Origin of the sequence: Streptomyces sp. NBC_00385 (assembly GCF_035917155.1) — a bacterium.
Classification (GTDB): domain Bacteria; phylum Actinomycetota; class Actinomycetes; order Streptomycetales; family Streptomycetaceae; genus Streptomyces; species Streptomyces poriferorum.
Genome location: NZ_CP107951.1, coordinates 2,700,645 through 2,715,784, shown reverse-complemented (window position 1 = coordinate 2,715,784; position 15,140 = coordinate 2,700,645). Strand labels below are relative to the sequence as shown.

The following is a 15,140-nucleotide window of genomic DNA, read 5'->3' as shown; positions in this document are numbered from 1 at the left end:
CGCGCACGTCGGCCCCCCGTCCGAGCCCTGATGGCCCGGACCGCCCTTCCCCGACTGCCGCGCCCGGGCGTACTCCGTCCGCAGGCGCGGCAGTTCCCGTGTTCCGGTCACCTTCACCTGTCCCGACCGGTCGTGTGCACACCTCTCCCGTCGTCGCCTGCGCGGAATCACTTTCTGTTTCCCTCATCCAGGCAGTACTCCGAGAGGTCATCCTCCGATGTTCGGCGGCGCGGTGCTCACCGAGTCCCTCTTCGGGATCCCCGGCGTCGGCCGCGAACTCGTCGAGGCCGTCAAGCAGGTGGACCTCCCGGTCGTCGTCGGTCTGGTGCTCGTCACCGGATTCTTCGTCGTCCTCGCCAATGCCGTCGCGGACGTCCTCCAGGCGATGGCCGACCGACGGGTGGTGCTGTCATGAGTCCGGTCGAGGTCACCGATCTCTCGATCTCGTTCGGCGACGTGCACGCGGTGCGCGGACTGTCCTTCTCGCTGGAGGCGGGCGGCGCGCTCGGCGTCGTCGGCGAGTCCGGCTCGGGCAAGAGCGCCTCCGCGTACGCCCTGCTCGGGCTGCACCGGGGGACCGGGGCGAAGGTCGGCGGCTCGATACGGGTCGCCGGCGTGGACGTCCGGGCGGCCGGTGACGCCGAACTGCGCGCGCTGCGCGGGGCGAAGGCCGCGATGGTGTTCCAGGACCCGCTGTCCTCGCTGGACCCCTACTACGCGGTCGGCGACCAGATCGCCCAGGTGTACCGGGTCCACCACCGCGTCACCCGGCGGGCGGCGCGGGCCCGGGCCGTGGAGGTGCTGGACCGGGTCGGGATCCCCGACGCGGTACGCCGCTCCCGGTCCCGGCCGCACGAGTTCTCCGGCGGGATGCGCCAGCGGGCGCTGATCGCGATGGCGCTCGCCTGCGAACCGGAACTGCTGATCGCCGACGAGCCGACGACCGCGCTCGACGTCACCGTCCAGGCCCAGATCCTCGACCTGCTGCACGATCTGCGCCGCGAGACGGGCATGGGGCTGCTCCTGGTCACCCATGACGTGGGCGTGGCGGCCGAGTCGGTCGACGACGTGCTCGTGCGGTCGGGCCTCGCCGTGGAACGCGGACCGGTGGCCGAGGTGCTCGGCGCGCCCCGCGAGCCGTACACGAAGGCGCTGCTGGCGGCGGTGCCGAGGATCGCTCCGGCGGCGCGGACGGCGGAGCCGGTGGCCGAGGCCCCGAGGCTCGTGCCCGTGGCGCGGACGGCGGAGCCGGAGAGGACCGGCGCGGAGGCCGAGGTGCTGATCGAGGCCGCGGACGTACGCCAGGTCTCCGGCCGCGGGAAGTCCGCCCCGGCCGCGGTCGACGGGGTCTCGCTCACGGTCCGCCGCGGCGAGACGCTCGGCATCGTCGGCGAGAGCGGCAGCGGCAAGACCACCCTCGGACGGATGCTCGTCGGTCTGCTGGAACCCACATCCGGCCGGATCGGCCGGGCGGCACGCGTGCAGATGGTCTTCCAGGACCCGGTCTCCTCGCTCAACCCGCGCCGTTCCGTCGGCGAGTCGGTCGCCGACCCGCTGCGGGCGCGCGGGGAGCGCGACGAGAGCGCGATCAGGGCGCGCGTACGGGATCTGCTGAGGCGTGTCGGGCTCGACCCGGAGCAGTACGGCCGCTATCCGCACGAGTTCAGCGGCGGACAGCGCCAACGGGTCGGGATCGCGCGGGCCCTGGCCGCCGAGCCGGAGCTCATCGTCTGCGACGAGGCGGTCTCCGCGCTCGACGTGACGACCCAGGCCCAGGTGACCGCCCTGCTGGCGGAGCTCCAGCAGGAACTGGGACTCGCCCTCGTCCTCATCGCCCACGACCTCGCCGTGGTACGGCAGGTCAGCGACCGTGTCGCCGTCATGCGGCGGGGCCGGATCGTCGAGGAGGGACCGGTGGAGCGGGTCTACGGCGACCCCGCGGATCCGTACACGAAGCAGTTGCTGGCGGCCGTTCCCGCCCTCGATCCGGCGCTCGCGGCGGTACGCCGCGCAGCCCGCAAGGAGCTGGCCGCAGCCTGACCCTGTGTCACCGACTGCCTCTATAGCGCGACAGAACGCTACCGGGGCGGGAAAGTTACGACGGTTCACCCCTTTCGGTGGTGCGACGGACAACCGTCCGTCGCGCCACCGGCGTATCCGCTTACGGTCGTCCCGCTGCGAGTCGCCGATCCAACGGCGGCCGCTCACAAGGGAGATCGGGGGTGTGCTCGTGCGGATCGGACTGCTCACCGACGGTGGTTATCCGTATGCGTCCGGTGAGTCCAGACTCTGGTGCGACCGTCTGGTGCGCGGGATCGCGCAGCACGAGTTCGATCTCTTCGCGCTCAGCCGCAGCGCCGAGCAGGAGGCGCAGGGCTGGGTCCAGCTCCCGCCCCAGGTCAGCCGGGTGCGGACCGCGCCCCTGTGGACCGCCGACGAGGACGCCCTCGGCCTCCACGCCCCCCGGGGGCTGATCCCGCGCCTGCTGACCGGTGGGGGCGCGCGGACGTACGGGCGGCGCGAACGCCGCCGCTTCATCACCCACTTCACGGCGCTCGCCAACGCGGTGTGCGTGGGGGGCGCCTCCGGAGGCGCGCGGGAGGACGGGGACGCGGGCCCGCGGTCCGCCGACCCGCGGCTCGGGGGCGCGCAGTTCACCGAGGGCCTCTACGGACTCGCCGAACTGGCCTGCGAGCACGGTGGGCTCCCCGCCGCCCTGCGCTCCGAGACCGCGGTACGGATCCTGGAGGCCGCCTGCCGCGCACCCGGCACCGGACGCACCGTCCAGACCGCCACCGTTCCCGATCTCCTCGCCTTCGCGGCCGAGCTCGACCGGGCGCTGCGCCCGCTCTCCCTGGACTGGTACGACGAGGAGAGCCTCGGCGCCGTCGACCTCTGCCACGCCGCGTCCGGCGGCGCCGCCGCGCTGCCGGGACTGCTGGCCAAGCGCTTCTTCGGGGTGCCGCTGCTCGTCACCGAGCACGCCGTGCAGTTGCGCGCGCACTACCTCGCGGACTCCGGTACGCCGGTGAGTGCGCCGGTACGCGCGCTGCTCGCGAACTTCCACGGGCAGCTCGCCACCGAGGTGTACCGGCAGGCCGCGCTCATCACCCCGGGCAACACCCATGCCCGCCGCTGGCAGGAGCGCTGCGGCGCCGAACCCGCCAAGGTGCGCACGGTCTACCCCGGCATGGAGTCCGGCCGCTTCGCGGTGCTCGGTGAGAGCGAGGACGACGGAGGCCCCGACACACTGGTCTGGGTCGGCCGGATCGAGCCGGCCAAGGACCTGATCGCCCTGCTGCACGCCTTCGCCGAGGTGCGCAGGGCCGAACCCGACGCCCGGCTGCGGATCATCGGCGCGGCGGCCCAGGGGCCGGAGGGCGCCTCCTATCTCGCCCACTGCCGGGCGCTCGCCGACCAGCTCTTCCCCGACGAGGCCGTGGACGCGCACGCCGTCGGTGACAGCCCCGTCTCCTTCGAGGACATCGGCGGGGCCGAGGTCCCCGATCTCGCCCAGGCGTACGCGGCGGGCGGCGTGGTGGTGCTCTCCAGCGTGGTCGAGGGCTTCCCGATCAGCCTGGTCGAGGCGATGTTCTGCGGCCGGGCGACGGTGTCTACGGACGTCGGCGCGGTCGTCGAGGTCATCGGCGGAACGGGGCTCGTGGTGCCGCCGCGCAACCCCCGGGCGCTCGCCGACGCCTGCGTGGCGCTGCTACGCGACCCCGAGCGCCGTGCGCGCCTGGGAGCCGCGGCGCGTGCCCGGGCGCTCGAACTCTTCACCGTCGAACAGAACCTCGCGGCATTTCGCGGCATTTACCTGGAGCTGATCTCGCAGGCGCCGGTACGCAGGGCGCCCGCACCGGCCACCGGTGGTCCCCGGCCCTTCGACACTCCGCCGGAGGCCCACGTCCTCGGCCTGTGGCCGGAGCCGGGCGACGAACCTGCTCCGGGTCCGGCCGGGCGGACGCCCAGCTGGGCCGTGCAGGGAGTCGGCGCGGGCGCGTGCGGCGCGGGGGACGGCGATGTGTGACCAGGAGGCGGCCGCGCCGGGCCGTACCGACCGACCGGGACCCGCCGGTGCGTCCGCCGCACCCGGCGACAAGCACGGAGGAACGACGATGGGCCGCCCGACCGAAGTGCCCGAGGCGCTCGGCACACCGACGACCAGCAGCAACGGGGACCACCGCACAGGGGCGGCGGCCTCCGGGACCCTGCTCGCGGACGTCTCCCAACCGGCCTGGGGGCCGTCCACCGCACCACCGGACGGGGCGGTGGACGGACCGGGGGACAGGACCGGGCCCGCGCCGCACCCGGAGCCCGGCCCCGCGCCCGACCCCGCTTCGGCCGCCACCCCCGCACCCCCCGCAGCCGACGACACCCCTTCCGCAGCCGACGACCCGACGCCCCCCGACGCCCCCGCACCGCACCCTGCCCCCCGCGCCCCCGAGCTCGCGTACACCGCTCCGGCGCGCAAGCTCTCCACCGGGCGGCGCGGGCCCGCCGATCCGGTGAAGTCCCTGATGTACCGGCACCGCGAACTCTGCGAGCGCGCCGTCGACCCCCTGGAGATCGCCGCCGGCCTTGAGGCCCACGGCGTCACCGACCGCACCGCCGCCCGCTATCGGCACCGCGACGTGTTCTCGCTCGCCGAGGAACTGTTCGCCCGGGTACCGGGTGTCGCCGGGGAGCCCGTCGGCGCGTCGTTCGCACCGGCGCGCGACATCGAGACGCGCGCCGCGTGGTCGCTGCGGGCCCTGCTGCCGGGCGCCGCCTGCCTCGCGACCTTCGTCGCGCTGCGGCTCACCGAAGGGGTGCTCGACGGCGGGGCGCGGCTCGCCATCGGTTCCGGCGGCGGTCTCCTCGCGTTCGTCGGGCTCGCACTCGCTCTGCGTACCGGACCCCTCTGCGCCGATGGACGGTCGTCGGGCGCCGCCGGTCTGTTCGGCTGCTGGCTGCTGGGCTACGTCCTGTACGGCGACGCGCTGCTCCACCAACTCCTCAGCGGCGGGCCCGAAGGCCCCTGGGACATCACTCCGGCTCCGCTGCTCGGCCTCGCCGTGGCGGTCGCTCCGGCGGCCTGGTGCGCCCACCTCTTCTCCGTACACGCGCACCGCAAACTCAACGGCAGTCGCGCACTGGAGGAGTTCGCCGCAGGAGTGCGCCCCCTGCTGTTCGCGGCCGTGGCCTTCTTCCTCTGCGCCCTCGGCGGGCTGCTGTACCTGGCCGGACTGGGGATCGGCGGGGGCGGCTCCCGGTCCGGGGCCGCCGCACTCGGAGTGCTGCTCCTGCTGGCGCGGCTCCTCACCGTCCACGGTTTCCCCGAACCGGCCGCCACCGGCCTTGCCGCCGCCTGTGCCGTCGAGGTCGCCGCCCCCGCACTCGTCCTGGCCGGCCGGCTGCCCGGCCTCGACGCCGTCGCCCGCCCCGTCGAAGCGCTCATCGAGGCGGCCGGCACCGGGGCCGTACCCGCCGTCGCCTGCGGCGCGGCCGCGCTCGGCCTGCTGACCACCGCCACCGTCGCTCTTTCCCGGGCATCCGCCCACACCGCCGCCTGACGCACCCCACAGCCCCCGCGGAGCCGACGCCGCGGGTCCCGTACCGCACCGTACGCAACTGCCCCAAGGAGACACCGGACATGACCCACCGATCCCCCGCACCGGCAGCCCGCCGTCGGCACTCAAGGGGCGCGCGATGAGGGTGCTGCTGCTCGGAGCCAACGGATTCCTCGGCCGGTTCGTGGCCGACCGGCTGCTCGCCGACCCGGCCGTCCACCTCACGGCGCTCGGCCGCGGCGACGACGCCGACGTACGGTTCGACCTGGCCGGCGGCAGCCCGGGAGCGCTCACCCGCTTCCTGGACGCCGTCCACCCCGGAGTCGTCGTCAACTGCGCCGGCGCCACCCGCGGCGGGGCCCGCGACCTGACCCGTCACAACACCGTCGCCGTCGCCACCGTCTGCGAGGCGATGCGGCGCAGCGGCTGCACAGCCCGCCTGGTCCAGGTCGGCTGCTCCTCGGAGTACGGGCCCTCGCAGCCCGGTTCGTCCACGGCGGAGGACGCCATCCCGCGCCCCGGCGGCCCGTACGGTGTCAGCAAGCTCGCCGCCACCGAACTCGTCCTCGGCTCCGGCCTCGACGCGGTCGTGCTGCGGGTCTTCTCGCCGGTCGGCCCCGGCACCCCGGCCGGCTCCCCGCTCGGCCGGCTCGCCGAGGCGATGCGCCGCGCCATGCAGTCCGGCGACGGTGAGCTGAAGCTCAGCGGCCTCGGCGTGCAGCGCGACTTCGTCGACGTGCGCGACGTCGCGCGCGCCGTGCACGCCGCCTCGCTCTCCGCCGCCCAGGGCGTCGTCAACATCGGCACCGGCCGGGCCGTGCGACTGCGCGACGCGGCGGCCGTCCTCGCCAAGGTCGCCGGGTACGGGGGCGCGCTCCACGAGCTGGACACGCCCCCCGCACGCCTGCCCATCGGCGCCCCCCGCACCTCCGCCGAATCGGTCATGGAGCACCTCTCGGTCACTCCCTCCCCTTACCCGGACGGCTGCGGTGCCTGGCAGCAGGCGGACGTCCGCACCGCCAGGGACCGGCTCGGCTGGCGCCCCCGGATCAATCTGGAGGAGTCCCTCGCCGACATCTGGATGGAGGCGGCATGCCGTATCTGACCAGTACAGGCACCGCCCGCCGGACCAGTGGCGCCGACCAGCTCGGCTTCGGCGTGCCCGGCTGTGCGCACCCGCTGCTCGCCCCGGCCGAATGGGCCGAACTGGCCCGCCCCGGCACCCCGCTGCACTGGGCCGTCCTCGACATCGACGACGGCCCCGGCATCCGCCCCGACCCGCACTGTCTGGAAGCCGCGGGCCGGCTCCGCAACGCCCGCGCGCGGGCGGTCAGCGGCGAGGAGCCGCTCGACTCCGTGCGGGCCTCGGCCGGACGGCTGCTCGGCCGGCTCGACCTGGCGCACGGCAGCCGGCCCTTCGGCGACCTGGTCGCCGACGCGCAGTCCTACCTTGACTGGTACCGCGTCGAAGGCTTCTACCTCGACCGCTGTCCTGCCGGGCGCCAGGACCTCCCCGCCGTCCGCCGTCTCACCGCCACCCTCTCCACCCTCCTGGCGGACAGCGACAGCGCGCAGCACGGCGGACACCTCGTGCTCGGCCACGACACCCATCCCCACCCGGGCTACGCGGAGGCCGCCGACCAGCTGGTCACCTTCCGTGGAGCGTGGACCGACTACCGCTGGTCCCAGGTGGCGGAGTGGACCGCCTCCTACCCGCCCGGCCGGTTCGCCCACTTCGTCCACGGTGTCCCGCGCACCCATCTGGAGGAGGCGATGCGCATCGCCCGCTGGCAGGGCGCCGGGACGATCTTCTTCACGGACCGCACCAGGGAGGCCGATCCCGGAAACGGACGGGGGCAAAGTTATCCATTTGCGACACTGCCCAGGTACTGGGACGAAATTGTCTCGCGGATCGGACCTGCTATCTCGGAATGAGAGGGGGCGTGGCAGTGTTACGGCAAGAACAACCGTACGTAGCCGAAGTACGTAGAAACCGACCACCTGCATTGTTGAGGTTCCTGTGTCGCTGCCACCCCTGGTCGAGCCAGCTGCTGAGCTCACCGTCGACGAGGTCCGCAGGTACTCCCGCCACCTGATCATCCCGGATGTCGGGATGGACGGGCAGAAGCGGCTGAAGAACGCGAAGGTGCTCTGTGTGGGCGCCGGCGGTCTCGGCTCGCCGGCTCTGATGTACCTGGCCGCCGCCGGTGTCGGAACGCTCGGCATCGTGGAGTTCGACGAGGTCGACGAGTCGAACCTGCAACGCCAGATCATCCACAGCCAGGCCGACATCGGCAAGTCCAAGGCCGTGTCGGCCAAGGAAAGCGTGCAGGGGATCAACCCCCTAGTGAACGTGATCCTTCACGAGGAACGGCTCGAAGCCGAGAACGTGATGGAGATCTTCGCCCAGTACGACCTGATCGTGGACGGCACGGACAACTTCGCCACCCGCTATCTCGTCAACGACGCCGCTGTCCTGCTGAACAAGCCGTACGTCTGGGGCTCGATCTACCGGTTCGACGGCCAGGCGTCCGTCTTCTGGTCCGAGCACGGTCCCTGCTACCGCTGCCTCTACCCGGAGCCGCCGCCCCCCGGCATGGTTCCCTCCTGCGCCGAGGGCGGTGTCCTGGGCGTGCTGTGCGCGTCCATCGGCTCCATCCAGGTCAACGAGGCCATCAAGCTGCTCGCCGGCATCGGCGACCCGCTCGTCGGCCGGCTGATGATCTACGACGCGCTGGAGATGCAGTACCGCCAGGTCAAGGTCCGCAAGGACCCCGACTGCGCGGTCTGCGGCGAGAACCCGACCGTCACCGAGCTCATCGACTACGAGGCCTTCTGCGGCGTCGTGTCCGAGGAGGCCCAGGAGGCGGCGCTCGGCTCCACGATCACTCCCAAGCAGCTCAAGGAGTGGATCGACGCGGACGAGAAGATCGAGATCATCGACGTCCGTGAGCCGAACGAGTACGAGATCGTCTCGATCCCCGGCGCGAAGCTGATCCCGAAGAACGAGTTCCTGATGGGCAACGCCCTCCAGGACCTCCCGCAGGACAAGCGCATCGTGCTGCACTGCAAGACCGGTGTCCGCAGTGCCGAGGTCCTCGCGGTCCTCAAGTCGGCGGGCTTCGCCGACTCGGTGCACGTGGGCGGCGGCGTGATCGGCTGGGTCAACCAGATCGAGCCCGAGAAGCCGGTGTACTAAAGGCTGAACGCGAAGAAGGGGCCGGTCCGCATCATGCGGACCGGCCCCTTCGGCGTATGCGGGCCCGCGCTACGAACAGGTCTTGCCGTCGGCCGGCACCTTCCCGTCCAGGAAGTACGCGTCCACGGTCGACGTCACACAGCTGTTTCCGCCGTAGGCGCCGTGCCCCTCGCCCTTGTTGGTGAGCAGGACGCCGACGCCCTCGCCCAGCTCGTCCGCCATCTTCCGCGCACCCTCGTACGGCGTGGCCGGGTCGCCTGTCGTGCCCACGACCAGGATCGGACCGGCACCCGGGGCGCTCGCCTCCGGCGTTTCGTGCTCGCCCGCCACCGGCCAGTCGGCGCACCAGCCCGCGGTGTCCCAGGCCAGGAACGGGCCGAAGACCGGCGACAGCTTCCCGAACTCGGGCAGCAGCGCCTTCGCTTCGGCCGCCGTCGGCCTGGCCTTGGTGTCCGCGCAGGAGATGGCACGCTGCGAGTGGTTCTGGGTGTCGTAGTGGCCGTTCTCGTCACGGCCGTTGTACGAGTCGGCGAGCTGCAGCAGCATGGAACCGCTGCCGCTCTCCGCCTCGTCCAGGGCCTGGGTGAGCACCGGCCAGTTGTCCTTGGAGTAGAGCGGCAGCACGATGCCGGTGATCGCCAGCGACTCGTTGAGCTCGCGTCCCGTACCGGTCGGCAGCGGCTTGGCGTCGATCCGCTTCAGCAGGGCGGCGATGCGCCGGGTGCCCGTCTTCGGATCCTGGCCGCGGTCCTTGAGGTAGTTCTCCAGCGCCCGCTGGAAGCCGGTCGTCTGGTTACGGGCGTGGCCCGTGGTGTCCGCGGTCGGGTCGACGACGGCGTCGAAGACGGTCCGCCCGACGTGCTTCGGGAAGAGGTGGGCGTAGGTGCCGCCCAGCTCGGTGCCGTACGAGAAGCCGAAGTACGTCAGCTTCCTGTCGCCGAGGACCTCGCGGATCAGGTCCATGTCCCGGGCGGCGTTCGTCGTGCCGACGAACGGCAGGACCTTGCCCGAGCGGCTCTCGCAGCCGGCGCCGAAACCGGCGCCGTCCTTCATGAACGCCGCCTCCTCCGCCGCCGTGTCCGGTGTCATGTCGACCTTGCGGTAGGCGCTCTCCTGCTCCTGGTCCGTGCGGCACCGCACCCCGGCGCTCTCGGCCACCCCGCGCGGATCGAACCCCACGAGGTCGTAGCGGGTGTTGAGCGACCCGTACGAACCGGCGGCGCGCGGCAGGGTGGAGACCCCCGAGCCGCCCGGCCCGCCGAAGTTGAACAGCATCGAGCCGAGCCGACGGTCCTTGTCCCGGGCCTCCTTGCGGACCAGCGCGATTCCGATCGTGTCGCCGTCCGGCTTCGCGTAGTCCAGCGGAACCGTGACCTTCGCGCACCGCCAGGACGAGCCCGGAGCGCTGCCGCCCTCGGGTGCCTCGCACCTCTTCCAGTCCAGGCGCTGCGAGGTGAGGGAGGCGGGCAGGGGCTTTCCGCTCGCGTCGGCCGAGGGGGCGGCGGACGGCGGGGCGGCCGAAGCCGTGGTGCCGTCGGCCGGAGTGCCCGGCTTGTCGTCCGCGGCGTCCTCGCATCCTGCGAGCACCCCCGTCAGCAGCAGCGCGGCGGCGGCCAGCGCCCCGGCCCGTACGTATGCGACCACGTGCAGTCCCTCCCCGTCGTGCCTGCCCGTCCGGCAGTTCGCCCATGGTAGGTGCGCGGACCCACGCCTAATCGCACACCGTTCCGGCGTCCGGCACCTTGCCGTCCAGCAGATAGCCGCCCACCGCCTTCTGCACACAAGAGCTGCCGCTGTTGTACGCGCCATGGCCCTCGCCCTTGTACGTCATCTCCACGCCGACGCCCTCGCCGAGCTCCTCGGCCATCGCCTTCGCGCCCGCGTACGGGGTCGCCGGGTCGCCCGTGTTGCCGATGACCAGGACGGGCGCCGCACCCTCCGCGCTGACGTCCGGGGTGTCCCAGGCGCCCGCCACCGGCCAGCCGGTGCACGCCATCAGACCCCAGCCGAGATAGTCGCCGAAGACCGGTGAGGCGTCGCGGAACGCGGGGAGCTTCTCCTTGGTCTCGTCGAGGGTGAACCGCTCCTTGGAGTCGGCGCAGTTGATGGCGGTGTTGGCCGCGGCCGAGTTGTCGTACCGGCCGTCCTCGGAGCGCCCGTTGAGGGAGTCGGCGAGGGCGAGGAGCAGTGCGCCGTTGCCGCCGTCGGCCTCGTCCACGCCCTGCTCCAGCAGGGGCCAGGTCTCCTTGGAGTAGAGCGCCGCCGCGATGCCGGTGGTGGCCTGCGTCTGCGTCAGCTTCCGGGAACCGATGCCCGGTACGGGCTTCTTCTCCAGCCGGTCGAGGAGGCCGGACACACCCTGCTCGACCTCCTCGGCGGTGGCACCGGGCAGCTTGCAGCCGTCGCCCCGGTCCGCGCAGTCCGCGGCGAAGTTGTCCAGCGCGAGCTGGAAGCCCTCGGCCTGGCCGAGGGAGGACTGCTCCGCGTCCTCGGTCGGGTCGACCACCGCGTCCAGGACCGACCGGCCCACGTTCTCGGGGAACAAGTGCGCGTAGACGCCGCCCAGTTCGGTGCCGTACGAGATGCCGAAGTAGTACAGCTTCTCGTCACCGAGTACCCGGCGCATCAGATCCATGTCGCGGGCCGCGTTCGTCGTCCCCACGAAGGGGAGTTCCTTGCCGGAGTTCTTCTCGCAGGCGGCCACGTACGTCTTCGTGTCCGCGGTGAACGCCTTCTCCTCCGCCGCGTCGTCCGGTGTGCCGTCGCCCTCGTACCGGGCGTCCAGCTGCGCGTCGTCCTCGCACTCCACCCCCGCGCTGCGGCCCACTCCGCGCGGGTCGAAGCTCACCAGGTCGTACCGGGTGCGGAGCTTGTCGTACTCCGTGCCGAACGCGGGCAGGGTGGCGACACCGGAGGCGCCGGGGCCGCCGAAGTTGAAGATGAGCGAACCGATCCGCTTCTTCGCGTCGATCGCCTTCGCACGGATCAGCGCGAGCTCGATGGTGTCGCCGTCCGGCTCCGCGTAGTCGAGCGGGACGTTCATGAACGAGCACTCCCAGACGGCCCCGCCGGGCAGCGGGGAGGGTGAGGAACCGCCGCCCTGGGCCTGGGAAGGGGCCGGGCACGGTGTCCACTTCAGCTGCTGGGAGGCGAGGTCGGCGGGGGTGGTCGTCGCCGCGGCCGCGGCGGCATGGGGAGAGCTCTCCTCGTCACCCCCGTCCGAACAGCCGGTGAGCGGAAGCAGCACGGTCACGGTGGCGGCGAGGGCCGCGGCGCGCAGGGCAGGGGAGGTCCTCATCGCTCCATCCTGCGGCGGCTCCCCGGGGGGTGCACGGGGCGCCGGTCCAAGCGGGTGGACGCCTGCGGGCCGCCGCGCCTAGGGCCTCTCGTTTGGATCATGCCGGGCTCGCGGGGTCCGGCACGCACATCTGCGGCGTTGTCGTCGGTCGCCCATGCTCCGCAGTGACTCCCTCCTCCGCCTTGCAGCTGCACGCACCGGACCCCGCTCCCTGATCCGACCCGACCCAAACGAAAGACCCTAGAGCTCGCCCTTGCGCGTCAGATGGTTGAAGGCGAGCCAGCCGGGAAGCACCGGCAGCCACAGCGTGAGCAGCCGGTACAGCAGCACCGCCGGCGCCGCGACCTCCTTCGGCAGGCCGACCGCGATCAGGCCGAGGGTCAGCGCACCCTCGACCGCGCCCATGCCGCCCGGGGTCGGCGCCGCCGAACCCAGCGCGTTGCCGGCGAGGAAGACCACCGCGATGCTCGCATAGCTCAGGTGCGGCGTGTCCGGACCGCTGAACGCCCGGACCGACGCGTCCAGACACATCACGAACACGCCGGTCAGCAGCAGCATCCCGCCGATGCCGGTGAGCAGCTTCTGCGGCCGCTGCACGACGTCGAGCATGCGCGGTACGACCCCGGCGAACAGCGACCGCACCCGCGTCACCACGAACTTGCGCAGGAACGGGATGGCCGTCACCACCAGCACCAGCACGGCGACCGTCAGCAGCCCCGCGATCACGGTCCTGGACGGGGTGAGCGAGGACGGCGTCTTCTCCGTACCGGTCAGATAGCCGAACGCGGCCAGCAGCAGGATGTGGCACCCCAGCCCGAACAGCTGCGAGGCGCCGACGCTCGCGACCGCCAGCCCCGGACGCACCCCGGCCCGCTGGAGGAACCGGGTGTTCAGCGCGACTCCGCCCACCGCGGCCGGGGCCACGATCTTCACGAACGAGCCGGCGACCTGCGCCAGCACCGTCTTGCCGAACGGAACCCGTTCGGGCACGAAGCCCAGGAGGCTCATCGCCGCCGCGATGTAACTGAGCGCCGAGAAACCGAGCGCTGCCGCCACCCAGCCCCACTCCGCCTGCTCGACCACCGCGCCGAAGTCGGCCTCGGTGACCTGCGAGATCAGGAAGTACGCGGCGATGGCACCGGCGATGAAGCTGAACAGGGTGCGCGGCTTGATGCGCTCCAGACGGACCGGCTCGACCGGCGCCTGCGGCCGGATCAGCAGCACCTCCTGGCGGATCCGGGACAGCAGATCCTCCTCGCGGGCCACGTCCATGGCGTCGTCCCTGGCCCGCTTCTCGGCCTGCTTCTCGGTGCGCTGCGACTTGCGGTCGCTCTTGCGCCCGGCGTCCTCCGGAGGCTCCGCATCCTGCGACCGGGCCCGCTTCGCCGCGTCCGACGCCTCCAGCACGGCCTCGCGCTCGCGCTGCGAACGCTCCCGGGCCAGCCGGCGCAGATGGGCGCGGGTGGAGCGGCTGAGCGCGATCGGCTGGAGCAGCGGCAGACAGTCCGCGACGGCGTCCGGCCCCAGCACCTCCAGCGCGGCCGCGACCGCCCGCTCGGGACCCACCCGCAGACCCGTGGTGGTGAGCAGCTGGGCGACGTCCATCCGCAGCACCAGATCACCGGCCGCGATCTCGCCGCCGCGCAGATCCGTGACGAACACCTTGCCGGAACGGTCCACCAGGATGGCGTCACCGGTGAGCCTGCGGTGCGCGATCCGCCGCGACTGGAGCGCCTGCACCTGACGCCAGGCGCCGCGCACCAGCTCGTCGGTGATCTCGGAGTCCTCCAGCGCGTCCAGGGAGCGCCCGCCGATGTGCTCGTACACCAGCATCACGGCGTCCGGACCGAGCTCGGAGGTGGCGATCAGCTTCGGGGCGTTGGCACCGGCGGCGATCGCCGCGTACGCGAGCAGCGCCTCCTGCTCCAGGGCCTGGCGCAGCGACTGGATGGAACGCCGCTGGGTGATGCCGCGCAGGGTGAGCCTGCGCCACACCCGGTAGAAGAAGCCCTGCGCCTGCTGTTCGCGGTCCACGACCGTCACATCGAGCGGCGGTCCGTCCTCCAGGGAGACCACATAGCGGCGCCCGCGGTCGCTCTGGTCGCCCGAGTCGGGCGCGTCCTCGGCCCGCATCGCGGTGACGGGCCGGAAGCCGACGTGGCGCAGACCGGCCATCAGGTGCTGGCCGGTCGGCCGGACGTTCGGCGAGCCGACCGCGTACAGCGTGCCGTACGCGACCGTCCAGCCGATCAGTACCGTGAGGATGATCGAGAGCGGGGTCGTGTACCCGCCCACCAGCATGGTGAAGGCGTCGAGCAGCAGCACCACCCACAGCACGACCCGCCACCGCGGCCGTCTCGCCATACCGACCGCCGTCATATAGGCGATCACCGGAGCGAGGTAGCCGTGTACGGGGTCGGTGAGCGCCTGACCGGGCTGCGGCTGGGTCAACGCGTCCTGGATGGTGCCGGGCGCGGAGTTGGACACCCACAGATCCGTGGCGAGCGTCACCCCGTGCGCGAGCACGGCGGCCAGCACGCCGTCCGCGATCCGTAGCCCGTCGCGTTTGATCAGGCGCTCGATGGCGAAGGCCACCGGGACGAGCAGCACGGCGATGCTGGAGACGAGACCGGCGACCTTGATGAGCAGATCGGGCGCCTGGCCGGTGCCCTTGTTGATGTCCTCCTCGAGGCCGGCCGTCGTGCCGTGGGCGAACGCCGCGACGGCGAACAGCACGACGATCGCGAGGACCCCGATGAGGAGCCGCAGCAGATCGGAGGGGCGGTGCACCCGGGCGGGGAGCAGGGGTTCGTCACCCGAGACACGGTCGGACAGGGCCGCCTCGGAGGTCGAGAGGGTCGAGCCGGCCGGGTGCTCCGCGGACGCCCGCGGGCCGGCGCCGGGCTCCTGTCCGCTCTCTTCGGGGCGCGGCTCGGCATCAGAGGCGTCGGCCGCCTTCGGTGGCTGCACGCCCTGCTCCTTCGTCGCCTCTGATTGGTCTTCGTCTTCTCGTATCACCGGTCACCGCCCGCATGATGGTGGCACGGCCTTCGGCCGGCGGGGGGCATCAGGGTGCGATGCGGCGCCGCGC

Annotated in this window: 9 protein-coding genes and 1 pseudogene; 7 read left to right on the top strand and 3 right to left on the bottom strand. The window is 72.6% G+C overall.

Annotation, left to right across the window (positions count from 1 at the left end; translation table 11 throughout):
- Positions 1-217 precede the first annotated feature (217 nt).
- The 7 genes and pseudogenes from OG959_RS11710 to moeZ form a co-directional block, all read left to right on the top strand.
- Positions 218-415, top strand: a pseudogene (locus tag OG959_RS11710) (ABC transporter permease subunit); the annotation flags it as partial.
- Positions 412-2,040: an ABC transporter ATP-binding protein gene (locus OG959_RS11705; RefSeq protein WP_326658087.1), complete on the top strand. Its 1,629-nt coding sequence runs from the start codon at positions 412-414 to the stop codon at positions 2,038-2,040. The pseudogene OG959_RS11710 and the gene OG959_RS11705, both read left to right, overlap by 4 nt.
- A 190-nt stretch (positions 2,041-2,230) precedes the next feature.
- A complete protein-coding gene (locus tag OG959_RS11700) occupies positions 2,231-4,030 on the top strand; it encodes a glycosyltransferase (protein ID WP_326666338.1) in 1,800 nt (599 codons plus the stop codon).
- A gap of 88 nt (positions 4,031-4,118) precedes the next feature.
- Positions 4,119-5,555 carry a hypothetical protein gene (locus tag OG959_RS11695; protein WP_326658086.1) on the top strand — a complete coding sequence of 479 codons (1,437 nt, stop codon included), beginning with the start codon at positions 4,119-4,121 and terminating at the stop codon, positions 5,553-5,555.
- A gap of 136 nt (positions 5,556-5,691) precedes the next feature.
- A complete protein-coding gene (locus OG959_RS11690; RefSeq protein WP_148020598.1) occupies positions 5,692-6,657 on the top strand; it encodes an NAD-dependent epimerase/dehydratase family protein in 966 nt (321 codons plus the stop codon).
- Entirely contained in the window at positions 6,645-7,487 is an 843-nt protein-coding gene (locus OG959_RS11685) for a spherulation-specific family 4 protein (RefSeq protein ID WP_326658085.1), read from the top strand. Before OG959_RS11690 ends, OG959_RS11685 begins: the two co-directional genes overlap by 13 nt.
- Before the next feature lie 85 nt (positions 7,488-7,572).
- Positions 7,573-8,751 carry an adenylyltransferase/sulfurtransferase MoeZ gene (gene moeZ / locus OG959_RS11680; RefSeq protein ID WP_148020600.1) on the top strand — a complete coding sequence of 393 codons (1,179 nt, stop codon included), beginning with the start codon at positions 7,573-7,575 and terminating at the stop codon, positions 8,749-8,751.
- A gap of 69 nt (positions 8,752-8,820) precedes the next feature.
- Here the strand turns inward: moeZ and OG959_RS11675 are convergent, their stop codons facing one another.
- The 3 genes from OG959_RS11675 to OG959_RS11665 all read right to left on the bottom strand — a co-directional run bounded on the left by OG959_RS11675 (position 8,821) and on the right by OG959_RS11665 (position 15,019).
- Positions 8,821-10,395, bottom strand: a complete 1,575-nt coding sequence (locus tag OG959_RS11675; protein WP_326658084.1) for an alpha/beta hydrolase — start codon at positions 10,393-10,395, stop codon at positions 8,821-8,823.
- Between the two features lie 67 nt (positions 10,396-10,462).
- Entirely contained in the window at positions 10,463-12,049 is a 1,587-nt protein-coding gene (locus tag OG959_RS11670; protein ID WP_326658083.1) for an alpha/beta hydrolase, read from the bottom strand.
- 240 nt (positions 12,050-12,289) lie between these two features.
- Positions 12,290-15,019: a lysylphosphatidylglycerol synthase domain-containing protein gene (locus OG959_RS11665; protein WP_326658082.1), complete on the bottom strand. Its 2,730-nt coding sequence runs from the start codon at positions 15,017-15,019 to the stop codon at positions 12,290-12,292.
- Positions 15,020-15,140: the final 121 nt, after the last annotated feature.